The sequence below is a fragment of the Streptomyces sp. 147326 genome, assembly GCF_045000215.1.
Lineage (GTDB): Bacteria > Actinomycetota > Actinomycetes > Streptomycetales > Streptomycetaceae > Streptomyces.
Genome location: NZ_CP134201.1, coordinates 3989088 through 4001363, shown reverse-complemented (window position 1 = coordinate 4001363; position 12276 = coordinate 3989088). Strand labels below are relative to the sequence as shown.

Sequence of the window (12276 nt, the reverse complement as noted above, 5' to 3'; positions counted from 1 at the left end):
TGTTGCGGTCCTGAACCTCTCCCCGGGGGTTTGTGTTTTCCAGGCAAAAGCGGTTTCCTTTCCACGTACTGCTTTTCGATGAAAGGAAATCCCGGTGGCACAGAAGGTTCAGGTCCTTCTTGTCGACGACCTCGACGGTGGCGAGGCGGACGAGACGGTGACGTTCGCTCTGGATGGCAAGACCTACGAGATCGACCTCACCACCGCCAACGCTGAAAAGCTCCGCGGTCTGCTCGACCCGTACACCAAGGGCGGCCGCCGCACCGGTGGCCGTGCCACCGCGGCACGCGCCAAGGGCCGCGCCTCGGCGACGACCGGCAACCCGGACACCGCGGAGATCCGCGCGTGGGCCAAGGAGAACGGTTACAACGTGAACGACCGCGGTCGCGTCCCGGCCGAGATCCGCGAGGCCTACGAGAAGACCAAGGGCTGACGGACCCCCGCCGTACGCCGGCCCAGGCGGGCCCGGTGGCATTCCGTCGCGGCCGCCGACACCAGGCGTACGAGATCGGGCCCGGCGGTGCCCTTGCCGGGACCGGGTCCGGCGGCCCGCCCGGGACCGGGCAGGGCCGGCAGCAGTGCCTCACACCCCTGCTCGGGGGGTCGCAGCCACACGGCGGCTCCCCGAGGGCTTTCTCCCAGGGGCTGCCCCGGGGGAGCCGGGGCGGTGATCCGGCCACCCGCACCCAGGGCGGTCAGATCCAGGGCGACCCCGCCCCATTCCAGCCAGTCGAGCAGCCCCTCCAGCTCCTCTGCGCTCCCCGCGGCCACCAGGAACCGCATCCGGCGCCCCATGAGCGCCACCGGGCCCGTGGCGACCGGCCTGCGCAGCAGCGCCGCCCCCGCGTCGGACGGCAGCTCCAGCACGTCGAACCGGATCCCGGTCGCGAGCAGGCCGGGCGGACCGCCCGTGACGGGCCAGCCGAGCACCCGCTCGTACCAGGAGGCGTACGCGCCCTCCGCGGGCGCGACGCGGGGGAGCGGGACGGTCGGCGCAGCGGTTACGGCCATACCCGGTGCAACTCGCGAAACGCTCCGGGGTTACGGTTGCCGTGACACACCGCACTCGCTCATATGCGGAACGTAAACATCTGTGGAGGCGGAGTCTCACATTCGGGACGGAACTGTGTTCGCCCTTAGCTGAGGAGACCGGTGCCGGGGGCATGGAGTGTCAGTCCTTACGGGTAAGACATTCCTAGTGGATCGGGGCGACACGCTGATTTGGCGGGCTCCCGTTCGCCGTCGGCGTACACGCATGACGGGTATCTGCCTGGCCTGCGGGAACATCGTCTCGCACCATCGAGTTGGAGCAGTTGTCGGCTCTCGAAGCCGGTTTTCCCGCTGATGCAGGGGTGAGCCGAGGACGGATGTCGGCAGTTGGAATGAGCTGTCCCGCCCCGCGGGACTAGCATGCGGAAGGACAGGGCGGGGACCGACCCCGAACTGCCCGACCGCTCTGAGGAGCGATAAACGATGTTCGAGAGGTTCACCGACCGCGCGCGGCGGGTTGTCGTCCTGGCTCAGGAAGAAGCCCGGATGCTCAACCACAACTACATCGGCACCGAGCACATCCTCCTGGGCTTGATCCACGAGGGTGAGGGTGTCGCCGCTAAGGCCCTGGAGAGCCTCGGGATTTCGCTCGAGGCTGTTCGCCAGCAGGTTGAGGAGATCATCGGTCAGGGGCAGCAGGCCCCGTCCGGCCACATCCCCTTCACCCCGCGGGCGAAGAAGGTCCTGGAGCTTTCGCTCCGAGAGGCCCTCCAGCTCGGCCACAACTACATCGGCACCGAGCACATCCTGCTCGGCCTGATCCGCGAGGGCGAGGGCGTCGCCGCCCAGGTCCTCGTGAAGCTGGGCGCCGATCTCAACCGAGTCAGGCAGCAGGTCATCCAGCTGCTCTCCGGCTACACCGGTGGAGGCAAGGAGTCGGCCACGGCCGGCGGGCCGGCCGAGGGCACGCCCTCGACCTCGCTCGTCCTGGACCAGTTCGGCCGCAACCTCACCCAGGCGGCCCGCGAATCCAAGCTCGACCCGGTCATCGGGCGCGAGAAGGAGATCGAGCGGGTCATGCAGGTGCTGTCCCGCCGTACGAAGAACAACCCGGTCCTCATCGGCGAGCCCGGCGTCGGCAAGACCGCCGTCGTCGAGGGCCTGGCCCAGGCGATCGTCAAGGGCGAGGTTCCCGAGACGCTGAAGGACAAGCACCTCTACACGCTTGACCTCGGCGCCCTGGTCGCGGGTTCCCGCTACCGCGGTGACTTCGAGGAGCGCCTGAAGAAGGTGCTCAAGGAGATCCGCACCCGCGGCGACATCATCCTGTTCATCGACGAGCTCCACACCCTCGTGGGTGCGGGCGCCGCCGAGGGCGCGATCGACGCCGCCAGCATCCTCAAGCCCATGCTGGCCCGTGGTGAGCTCCAGACCATCGGTGCCACGACGCTGGACGAGTACCGCAAGCACCTCGAGAAGGACGCGGCCCTCGAGCGCCGCTTCCAGCCGATCCAGGTGGCGGAGCCTTCCCTCCCCCACACGATCGAGATCCTCAAGGGCCTGCGCGACCGCTACGAGGCTCACCACCGCGTCTCCATCACGGACGAGGCCCTCGTCCAGGCGGCGACGCTGGCGGACCGGTACATCTCGGACCGCTTCCTCCCGGACAAGGCGATCGACCTGATCGACGAGGCCGGCTCCCGGATGCGCATCCGCCGGATGACCGCGCCGCCGGACCTCCGCGAGTTCGACGAGAAGATCGCGGCCGTGCGCCGCGACAAGGAGTCGGCCATCGACTCCCAGGACTTCGAGAAGGCGGCTTCTCTCCGCGACAAGGAGAAGCAGCTGCTCGCGGGGAAGACCAAGCGCGAGAAGGAATGGAAGGCCGGCGACATGGACGTCGTCGCCGAGGTCGACGGCGAGCTCATCGCCGAGGTCCTCGCGACCGCGACCGGCATTCCCGTCTTCAAGCTCACCGAGGAGGAGTCCTCGCGACTGCTCCGCATGGAGGACGAGCTCCACCGTCGGGTCATCGGCCAGAAGGACGCCATCAAGGCGCTCTCCCAGGCGATCCGCCGTACCCGTGCGGGTCTGAAGGACCCGAAGCGCCCGGGTGGCTCGTTCATCTTCGCCGGCCCGTCCGGTGTCGGTAAGACCGAGCTCTCGAAGACGCTCGCCGAATTCCTCTTCGGTGACGAGGACGCGCTGATCTCCCTCGACATGTCGGAGTTCAGCGAGAAGCACACGGTTTCCCGTCTCTTCGGTTCGCCCCCCGGCTACGTGGGCTACGAAGAGGGCGGCCAGCTCACCGAGAAGGTGCGCCGGAAGCCGTTCTCCGTCGTCCTCTTCGACGAGGTCGAGAAGGCCCACCCGGATATCTTCAATTCCCTTCTCCAGATCCTGGAAGACGGTCGTCTGACCGACTCCCAGGGCCGGGTCGTGGACTTCAAGAACACGGTCATCATCATGACGACCAACCTGGGTACCCGGGACATCTCGAAGGGCTTCAACCTGGGCTTCGCGGCCCAGGGAGACACCAAGACCGGTTACGAGCGGATGAAGGCGAAGGTCAACGAAGAGCTCAAGCAGCACTTCCGGCCCGAGTTCCTGAACCGCGTCGACGACACGGTCGTCTTCCACCAGCTCACCGAGGAAGACATCATCCAGATCGTCGACCTGATGATCGCGAAGGTCGACGAGCGCCTGAAGGACCGCGACATGGGCATCGAGCTGAGCGGCGACGCGAAGCTCCTGCTCGCCAAGCGCGGCTACGACCCGATCCTGGGTGCCCGGCCGCTGCGCCGGACCATCCAGCGCGAGATCGAGGACATCCTGTCGGAGAAGATCCTCTTCGGCGAGCTGCGTCCCGGTCACATCGTGGTCGTCGGCAAGGAGGGTGAGGGCGAGGAAGCCAAGTTCACCTTCCGCGGCGAGGAGAAGACGGCGCTGCCGGACCTCCCCCCGATCGAGGCCACGGGCTCCGGCCCGGACCTGTCGAAGGGCGCGTAGGCGCGACCGAGCACCAAAGGGGCGGCCCCGGGACTGAGAAGTCCCGGGGCCGCCCCTTTTTCCGCGGGCGCTCCCTACGCGTGGGTCACGCCGATGTGCGGGGGCAGGGCGCGGACGGCCGACTCGTCGAAGTTCCCGGACAGGGTCCGCAGGCCGGGGAAGACCGCGGGAACACGACGGGCGACCTCCGGGGCCGTGCCCACGCTGCGGGGCACGTGGAGCTGCTCCACGGAGGGCATGCACAGGCCGTCGGGGATGAGATCGAGGGCCGCGGCCGGCACGGCCAGCTCGGTCAGCCCGGTGAGCAGGGCGAGCTCCTGCCACTCGGCGGGATGGCGCGGGGCCCAGCACTCCCCGAGGGAGACGGAGCGGAGACGGCGGTGGCGGGACAGGCCGACGGGCCCGGCGGCCTCGGGCGTGACCGAGTAGACGTTCACCGTCTCCAGCTCCGCGCGGGGGGCGAACCCGTCCAGCGACCAGTTGGCGTGGTTGCCGCGGAGCAGGAGGTGACGCAGGGAGGTCCAGCCGGCGAGGACGGGGCCGATGGGCAGGAGGCCGCCGCGCAGGTCGAGCACGGCCGTCCGGAGCGGCAGTCCCCTCAACCCCGCCAGGTCCAGGATTCCGGAGCAGTGGGAGATCTCGAGGGAAAGCAGCGCGTCCTGGCCCTCCAGGAAGCGGAGGTCGGTGAGCCGGGAGTTGCCGCGCACGGCGAGGTACTCGGCCCGGACCGCGCCCAGGTAGGCGGCAAGGGCCTCGCCCGACACATCGCCGACCACGTTCAGGTCCCGGCGGGGCGAGAACTCGGCCAGGGCGGCCAGCTCCGCGTCCGACACGACCGTCACGTTCTGGTCCGCGGGGAGCAGGGAGATGACCTCCGCGGCGTACCGGCGCGTCTCGAAGCGCGGCCAGAGCCTGGCCAGCTCCGCGCGGACCTCGTAGGACGGGTGGCCGCTGTAGCCGCCGAGGAAGGGGATGGCGAGTTCCGACAGCACCCCACCCGCGGCCTGGACCGTGTGCACGGCCGCCGGGCCGGCGGGGCTCTCCGCGGCCGGCGGGAGCAGTTCCAGGACCAGCGGCCCGATGCGCCCCAGTTCGCGCGCCGCACCCACGCTGGTGGGCGGGATCAGCCGGCCCGCCCGCCGCTCGACCTCCCCGCGCAGTGCGGGCTCCAGCTCGGCCGCGTACCCCAGGCAGGCCAGGGCGAGCAGGATCGCCCGATGTGATGCGCGGGCCAGCAGGGCCTCGATGATCTCGGTACGTTCGCGGGGGCGGCCCTGGGCCACCGCCATGGCGATCACGTCCTCCCACTGGTCGTCGTCCGCGTGCCCGGTCAGCTCGCCGAGACCGCCCTCGTCCAGGGCCGCCCGCGCCCCCAGGAAGTCCTGGAAGGTCCGGTGGACGAACTCCACCGTGTCCACCGTCGGGGCCCGCAGCAGGCCGGTGCGCTCCAGGAAGTGGCCGAAGACGGCCGGTGCGTCGCCGAGCACGCGGGCGGCCGGTACGGCGGGCAGCGCGTCCGCGATCAGCGCCTCGGCCCGGCTGCGGTCCATCGCGGTGCGGCCGTTGCGGATCAGCCAGTACGCGAGCCGCTGGAGCAGCTGCAGCTGGGGCTCCTCGGCCAGGTACGGCAGGCGCACCCCGCGCTCGCGGTCGCGCCGGTGCAGCAGCATCGACAGGGCGGCCGCGTACAGCTCCTTCCGGCCCGAAGGGAGGAAGCCCCGGCGCTCCCGGTGCAGGGCGCAGATCAGGCCGCACAGCAGCGGATTGGTGGCCAGCGCGGCCAGGTCCGGCTTGCCGCGTACGGAGTCCAGCAGCTGCTCCCCGTACTGCGGCGGGGCGTGATCGGCCGCGAGGTGCCAGCGCTCGATGAAGGCGCGTACGTTCGCCGTGCTCATCGGGGCCAGGGTCACCTCGGTGAACTCCTCGCCCGCGAGCCAGTCCTGCCGGACCGCCGAGGGGCGGGAGGTCACCAGCCAGCGGTTGCCGGGATAGGCGGTGATCAGGTCGGCCAGCCAGTCCTTGGCGCGCTCCCGCTCGGCCTCGGGGATCTCGTCTATGCCGTCGACCAGCAGCAGGGCGCGCCCGTCGCGCAGGACGCGGCCCTCCCAGCCCTCGGGTGCCTCCCCGGCCAGCGGGGATCCGGTGGCGGCCAGGAAGTCGCGGGGCGCGGGCAGCCGCTCGCCGTGCCGGGTCAGGGTGCGCAGGGAGAGGACGTACGGGACGAGCCCGTCGCCGCGGTCCCGGGCGGCGGAGACGGCCAGCCACTGGATGAGGGTGGTCTTGCCGGATCCGGCCTCGCCGCGCAGCAGCACGCGGTCGTACGCGGTGAGGAGCCGCTCGGCGGGCAGGTCGTGCGGCGCGGGGCCCCTCCCGGCCGCGGGCGGGCCCCCGGCCGCGGGCGGGCCCCCGGCCGCGGGCGCGGGCCGGGAGACCTCCAGCGACACGTACGCCGCGTCCAGCGGCCAGCGGGCGGAGCCCGGCTCCAGGTCCAGGCCGAAGATGGTGAGGGTGGCGTGGCGCCGGGCCACGTAGGCCAGGTAGCGGGCCTCGAAGGCGGCGTCGCGGCCGTCCTCGCGGGGGATCCGGGTCAGCAGCTCGTCGACCTTGGCGATGGTGTCGGCGTGCAGTCGGCTCTGTTCGACCAGGGTCGCCGCCACGAAGTTGGAGCGCTGCGTGAAGAAGTTCAGGATGTGCAGGCAGGCCAGGTCCACCAGGCGGGCGTGGAAGAGCCCGGCGTCCCGGGAGAGCCCGGGGTGCGGGGCGGCGGCCCGGAGGCTGCGGGCGAAGGCCTGCGGGCCGAGGCGTACGGCCTCCACGTCCGAGAGGGTGAGGTCGCCCAGCGCGTGCAGGGTCGCGGCGAGGGCGGCGGACACACCGGCCTCCTCGCCGGGCGGGAGGGGCCGTTCCCCGGGGGCCCGCAGGGCCTCCCGCACCAGCCGGTCGGCGAGCCTGCGCAGGTCGGCCTCGCCGAGACCGCGCTGCTCGCGCCAGGCCAGGTAGGAGGAGATCCGCAGGGGCCGGTCCACCAGCCCCGCGCCCGCCCCCTCACCCTGTAAGAGCTTCTTGACGAGGGGGCCCACGACCCCCGAGGCCAGCCGGATCCCCACCACGGATGCGTCCACGACGCTGGAGCGTAGTGGGGGTTGCCCGCGATGGTCCCGGACGGGCGGGCCGAAGGTCCTGAACCGGTGACAAGCCGCACAGAACAAAACGGACGTACTAGGTGGATTCGTAGATCCAAAGGGCATCCGGAGCGGACTTCCGCCCCAGGAGAAGGGCCGTCAACCGGACGCGTCACACCGGCCCGGCTACGAGTCCCGGTAGTAATCGGGACATTTGGGGAAGTCCCTGGCCGCGGGTTACCAAAGGTGAGCCAACCCGGCACACGTTCCAGCGTGCCGGGTCACTTCATGCCCGTGGCGGGCGTGAACCGCCCTTGTCCCCGGCCCCGGAGGTCTGCACATGTCCGCGAAGCGCGTCATCACCCGTCGTACCCGTATCGCCGTCGGCACCACCGCTCTCGGTGCGGTGCTGGCCCTGGGGGCCGGGACGACCGCCGCGTTCGCCGACACCACGCAGACGGCCCTCGCCGGCACCGCCGAGCTCGTCGCCCAGCAGGCCTCCGCCCAGGCCGGCGCCGCCGCCGCGGCCGCGAAGGCCGAGGCGAAGCCCGCCGCGAAGCCCGCCGCGAAGACCGCCTCGAAGACCGGTCTCTGGGACAAGCCGCTGGAGAAGTACACGCTGTCCGCGACCTTCGGCAAGGGCGGCAGCATGTGGTCGCACAAGCACTCCGGCCAGGACTTCGCCGTCCCGGTCGGCACCCCGGTCAAGTCCGCGGCCGCCGGCACCATCGTGAAGGCTGGCCCGAACGGCGGCGGCGACGGCCCCGCGTACGGCAACGCCATCGTGATCAAGCACGCGAACAACACGTACTCGCAGTACGCGCACCTCTCGAAGATCCAGGTCAGGATCGGCCAGAAGGTCGCCGCCTCCCAGCGCATCGCGCTGTCGGGCAACACCGGCAACTCCAGCGGCCCGCACCTGCACTTCGAGATCCGCACCACCCCGAACTACGGCTCGGCCGTCAACCCGGTCGCCTTCCTGCGGAACGCTGGCGTCCGCATCTGACCCGACCGGTCCCCGTGACCGTCCCCGCGACCCGGCCCGGCCGGCTGCTCAGGTGAGCAGCCAGGCGTGGGCCGGCTTCGTTTCCGCCCCGAGCTTGCCCTCCTTGTACGCGGCCGCCTGCTCCGGCGTGAAGGCCGTGTCGTAGATCTTGATGTTGTGCAGGGCGCCCTGCCAGGCACCGGTCCAGATGTTGTGGTGCTTGGAACGGCCCAGCTGCAGCGGACCGGGAGCCTGCCAGATGGGCGGCACCTGGGTGGTCTCGCCGGCCTTCTTGCCCTCCACGTAGAGCGCGATGGTCTTCTTCTCGGCGTCGTAGGTGGCCATCAGCATCGTGGGGGTCTTGAGCACGGTGGGCCCCTCGGCGGTGACCGTCCTCGTCGTCGCCGCGGCGCCCTTGTCGCCGGTCTGCACGCGGAAGATCCAGGCCTGCTTGCCGCCCACCTCGTTCACGCCCAGCTCGAAGGAGAACGACTCCCCGTCGCCCTGGCTGATGGCGATCCGCGAGCCCTTGGCGCCGGAGCTGTAGACGCGGGCCGTGACGGTGAAGCTCTTGGTCACGTCCACGATCGGCTCGGCGGACTGGGCGTACGAGTTCGCGTTGCCCTTCCCCACGATCTGGAACCGCTTGCCCAGCGGGCCGAGCTGGAAGTCGGGGCCGAGCCGGATGCCGGTCTTGCCGTAGCTGTCGCGCAGCAGGGTCGCGTCGCCCTCGACGGTCGCGGTGTATGCCGCGGGGGACTTCGAGTCAACGGGCTCCGGCGAGGCGGACGTGGAGGGCTGGGCATCGGCCCCGCCCTGCCCGTCGCCGTCGCCGCCGAGGAGGAAGAACGTTCCGCCGCCGGCCAGCAGCGCCAGTACGGTCACCCCGCCGCCCAGCATCCACAGCCGCTTCTTGCGCCGCTCGGCCGCGGACCGGTCGGCCATCGCCTCCCAGTCGGGCTGCGGCGTCGAGGATATGCCGGGCTGGGCGGACTGGGCCGGGGACCACTGCCCCGCGGCGTCCTGCTGCTGGTACGGGTTCGGCTGCTGACCCTGCTGCGGGTAGCCGTAGCCGTACCCGTCGCCACCGGCCGGGTAGCCGTAACCGCCCTGGCCGCCGCCCTGCTGGGGCGGGCCGGACGGGAAGCCGTAGCCGCCGCCCTGCCCGGGCGGACCCGGCGGGAACCCGTATCCGCCGCTCCCGGGGGCGGGCTCGGGCTGCGGGTTGCTCGGGGGATTCACGGCGTCGGTCATGCCAGGGATGCTAAAACACGGCGCCCGTACTCGTACCGCCCGGTACCGGTCGGGCCGGTCCGAGGCGGCAGCAAGAGGACCGCAGCCGGGCGGGCCCGGGTGCGGAGCCCGCTCCTCGGGGGCCTGCCCCTGCCGGACGGCCGCCCGCGTCCGGCACCGCGGAGTGGCCGGCGAGCGCGGTGACGATCATGAGGGGGCGAGTCGGCGGGTCCGATGGCGGTCATGGGAGAGGCTCCTTGGGCGCGGGTCGAGGTGCGCGGGCTGCGGATGCGGCGGGCGGGCCCTCTGGCCTCCTGCGGTGTCATCCGGGACTTCCATTGCGCCCCGGACCGGCGTGCACGTCATGGCACGGGAACTCGGGGCTTGACAGTCCGGCGGCCCGGCCGGGAGCGGTACACCACGGGTACGGTGCCCGCGCACAGGTGGATTCCGGCGCGCCACTCGCCAGGACCCGGCCGCGGCGCGGGTCAGGCAAGATCCGAAAGGGACGGCCTAGCCCTGCGGCAGCTTGATCACCGGGAAGCTGCCCGTGGCCGTCGGTGCGTGTTCCGGCAGCCACAGGACCGCCACCGCGCCCGCCGCCGTGCCCTCGCGGTCGAAGCCGCCCGGGGCCGCCACGTTGCGGAAGGTCAGGCGGGCGCCCAGGACCCGCGCCTGGCCTTCCGCGATGGTCAGGCCCAGCCCGTGGCCCACGCCCGCGCGGTCCGTCGACCCGGTCCGGAACCGGCTCGGACCCTCGCGCAGCAGTGCCTCCGGGAAGCCCGGCCCGTGGTCTCGGACCCGTACGACCCGGCCCTCGACGTCGACCTGGATCGGCGGCTGCCCGTACCGCGCGGCATTGGCCAGCAGGTTCCCCAGGATCCGCTCCAGCCGGCGCGGGTCGGTGCTGACGATCTCGTCCGCGACGACCCGTACGGTCGCCTCCGGCATCAGCGCCGTCACCCGCCGGCTCACGAACTCGCCCAGCGCCACGTCCTGGAGCTCCGCCCGCTCCGACGCGCTGTCCAGCCGGGCCACCTCCAGTACGTCCTCGACCAGCGCGCGCAGCGCCTGCGCCCGGTCCCGGACCAGCTCGGTCGGCCGCCCCGGAGGCAGCAGTTCCGCCGCCGTGAGCAGGCCCGTCACCGGGGTGCGCAGCTCGTGCGCGATGTCCGCCGTCACCCGCCGCTCGGCCTCCAGCCGCTGCTGCAGCGCATCGGCCATGGCGTCCACGGCCCGTGCCAGGTCGTCCGTCTCGTCGCGGACGACGCCGCCGACCGCGTCCCGCACCCGTACGTCGGGATCACCGTGCGCGACCCGCTGCGCGGCGGCCGCGGCCTTGCGCAGCCTGCGCGAGATCTGCCCGCCGATGAGCACGCCGAGCGCCGATCCGCCGATCACGGCGGCCAGCCCGCCGACGACCAGGGCCCGGTCCAGGTCGGGGATCAGGTTGGCGCTCTCCCGGAACTGCGTGTGCAGCGACAGCACCTGCCCGTTCTCGAGCGGCACGGCGGCCCACACCTCGGGCAGTCCGTGCGGCCGCTCCTGGATGTAGGTCCCGCGCCGTCCGGACTGCGCCTTGCGCCGCAGCTCGGCGGGGAGTTCGGGGTCGTTCAGCTTGGCGCCCATCGGCGGCTTGCGGCCGGCGTCGGCGTTGCGGGAGATGAACTGCACTCGGTCCAGCTGCACTTCGCGCGCGCTCTCCAGCATCGACACGCGGGCAGCACTGTGCACCACCAGGCTCAGCGCGATCGTGACGAGGGCGCCCACGGCGGCGATGGCGAGTGTGATCTTCCAGCGGATCCCCGTACGCAGGGTGAACCGTCTCATGCCCGTCTTCTCGCGTGAAAGGCCCCGGCTTCGGACGGGGGAGGAAACGCCTTCCCGGCCTGGAGCCGCGGAGCTGCCGTGTGCTGCTTGCGGCGTGGGGCGAGCTGCGCCGGATGCTGGAGTACGAGGCGGCCCGGTACGGGCTGCAGCTGATCACCGTGGACCGGTGGTTCCCCAGCTCCACGCCGTGCTCGGCCTGCGGGACGACCCATGATCGGGACGAGAACGCCGCGATCGGTCTTCTGGCCGCCGGGCCGGCGGTTGCTGCCTGTGGAACGGGTGTCAGACCTCAACGGGAGTCCTCCTCTCGGTCGGGGCGTCCGTGGCGAAGCGGGAAACCCCACCCGCGAGGGTAGGCATCCCCTCCCGCCAGGGGGGATCGGGTCAAGCTTTGAGCTTGTATCCGAAGCCTCGGACCGTTTCGATCCGGTCCTGTCCGATCTTGGTGCGCAGACGCTGCACGTGGACGTCGACCACGCGGGTGTCGCCGCCCCAGTCGTAGTCCCAGACCCGTTCCAGCAGGCGGTCGCGCGACAGTACGGTGCCGGGCGCCGAGGAGAACTCCAGCAGCAGCCGCATCTCGGTCGGCGTCAGTGCCACGGCGGCGCCCGAACGGCGGACCTCCATGCCCTCGGTGTCCACCTCCAGGTCGCCGAAGGAGAGCACGCCGCGCTCCGCGTCCGACATCTCGTGCGGGGAGCCCGGTCCGCCGTTCTGCGGGCCGCCGGAGTGGTCGAAGCGGCGCAGCACCGCCCGGATCCGGGCCACGAGCACGGACCCGTCGAAGGGCTTGGTGACGTAGTCGTCGGCGCCCGCCTCCAGGCCCAGCACCACGTCGATGGAGTCGGCGCGCGCCGACAGCATGATCACGGGGACGGTGGACTCGTCGCGGATGCGGCGGCACAGGCTCACGCCGTCCATGCCCGGGACCATCACGTCGAGCAGCGCGATGTCCGGCCGGTCGGCGCGGAAGGACTCCAGGCCGGACAGGCCGTCGGGCATGGCGGTGACCACGAACCCGTCGCGTTCCAGCGCCAGGGTCGTGGCCTCACGGATGACGTCGTCGTCCTCCACGAACAGGACATGGGTCTCGGCCATGCGGGAGCC

The 12276-nt window shown here is 71.8% G+C and carries 8 protein-coding genes and 1 pseudogene; 4 read left to right on the top strand and 5 right to left on the bottom strand.

Annotated features, from left to right (window positions below):
- The first annotated feature begins 94 nt into the window (after nucleotides 1-94).
- Nucleotides 95-433, top strand: a complete 339-nt coding sequence (locus tag RIU97_RS17845; protein ID WP_383566600.1) for an Lsr2 family protein — start codon at nucleotides 95-97, stop codon at nucleotides 431-433.
- Here the strand turns inward: RIU97_RS17845 and RIU97_RS17840 are convergent.
- Nucleotides 412-1011, bottom strand: coding sequence for an SCO3374 family protein (locus RIU97_RS17840; protein ID WP_404957919.1), 600 nt, complete (start codon nucleotides 1009-1011; stop codon nucleotides 412-414). The two genes, RIU97_RS17845 and RIU97_RS17840, sit on opposite strands and share 22 nt — an antisense overlap.
- 462 nt (nucleotides 1012-1473) lie before the next feature.
- Here RIU97_RS17840 and RIU97_RS17835 point away from each other — a divergent pair, with 462 nt between their 5' ends.
- Nucleotides 1474-3999, top strand: a complete 2526-nt coding sequence (locus RIU97_RS17835) for an ATP-dependent Clp protease ATP-binding subunit (RefSeq protein ID WP_404957917.1) — start codon at nucleotides 1474-1476, stop codon at nucleotides 3997-3999.
- A gap of 74 nt (nucleotides 4000-4073) precedes the next feature.
- On the opposite strand, the gene RIU97_RS17830 is transcribed toward RIU97_RS17835, so the two are convergent.
- Nucleotides 4074-7121, bottom strand: coding sequence for an NACHT domain-containing protein (locus RIU97_RS17830; protein WP_404957914.1), 3048 nt, complete (start codon nucleotides 7119-7121; stop codon nucleotides 4074-4076).
- A gap of 340 nt (nucleotides 7122-7461) precedes the next feature.
- Between RIU97_RS17830 and RIU97_RS17825 the strand changes: the two genes are divergently transcribed.
- Nucleotides 7462-8127: a M23 family metallopeptidase gene (locus tag RIU97_RS17825; RefSeq protein ID WP_404957912.1), complete on the top strand. Its 666-nt coding sequence runs from the start codon at nucleotides 7462-7464 to the stop codon at nucleotides 8125-8127.
- A gap of 48 nt (nucleotides 8128-8175) precedes the next feature.
- On the opposite strand, the gene RIU97_RS17820 is transcribed toward RIU97_RS17825, so the two are convergent.
- Complete coding sequence (locus RIU97_RS17820) at nucleotides 8176-9360, bottom strand: LamG-like jellyroll fold domain-containing protein (RefSeq protein ID WP_404957910.1); 1185 nt, start codon at nucleotides 9358-9360, stop codon at nucleotides 8176-8178.
- A gap of 492 nt (nucleotides 9361-9852) precedes the next feature.
- Nucleotides 9853-11169 (bottom strand): two-component system sensor histidine kinase CseC, encoded by a 1317-nt coding sequence (cseC, locus tag RIU97_RS17815; RefSeq protein WP_404957908.1) that lies wholly within the window; start codon nucleotides 11167-11169, stop codon nucleotides 9853-9855.
- 89 nt (nucleotides 11170-11258) lie between these two features.
- On the opposite strand from cseC, the pseudogene RIU97_RS17810 reads away from it, so the two are divergent.
- Nucleotides 11259-11533 (top strand): annotated as a pseudogene (locus RIU97_RS17810) (zinc ribbon domain-containing protein); the annotation flags it as partial.
- A gap of 20 nt (nucleotides 11534-11553) precedes the next feature.
- On the opposite strand, the gene cseB reads toward RIU97_RS17810, so the two are convergent.
- Nucleotides 11554-12267: a two-component system response regulator CseB gene (cseB, locus tag RIU97_RS17805; protein WP_327415609.1), complete on the bottom strand. Its 714-nt coding sequence runs from the start codon at nucleotides 12265-12267 to the stop codon at nucleotides 11554-11556.
- Between the last annotated feature and the right edge of the window lie 9 nt (nucleotides 12268-12276).

Excerpts from the sequence above, each read along its gene's own strand:
- RIU97_RS17825 (WP_404957912.1), top strand. The coding sequence starts at position 7,462 with ATGTCCGCGAAGCGCGTCATCACCCGTCGTACCCGTATCGCCGTCGGC.
- RIU97_RS17820 (WP_404957910.1), bottom strand. The coding sequence starts at position 9,360 with ATGACCGACGCCGTGAATCCCCCGAGCAACCCGCAGCCCGAGCCCGCC.
- RIU97_RS17835 (WP_404957917.1), top strand. The coding sequence starts at position 1,474 with ATGTTCGAGAGGTTCACCGACCGCGCGCGGCGGGTTGTCGTCCTGGCT.
- RIU97_RS17840 (WP_404957919.1), bottom strand. The coding sequence starts at position 1,011 with ATGGCCGTAACCGCTGCGCCGACCGTCCCGCTCCCCCGCGTCGCGCCC.
- cseB (WP_327415609.1), bottom strand. The coding sequence starts at position 12,267 with ATGGCCGAGACCCATGTCCTGTTCGTGGAGGACGACGACGTCATCCGT.
- cseC (WP_404957908.1), bottom strand. The coding sequence starts at position 11,169 with ATGAGACGGTTCACCCTGCGTACGGGGATCCGCTGGAAGATCACACTC.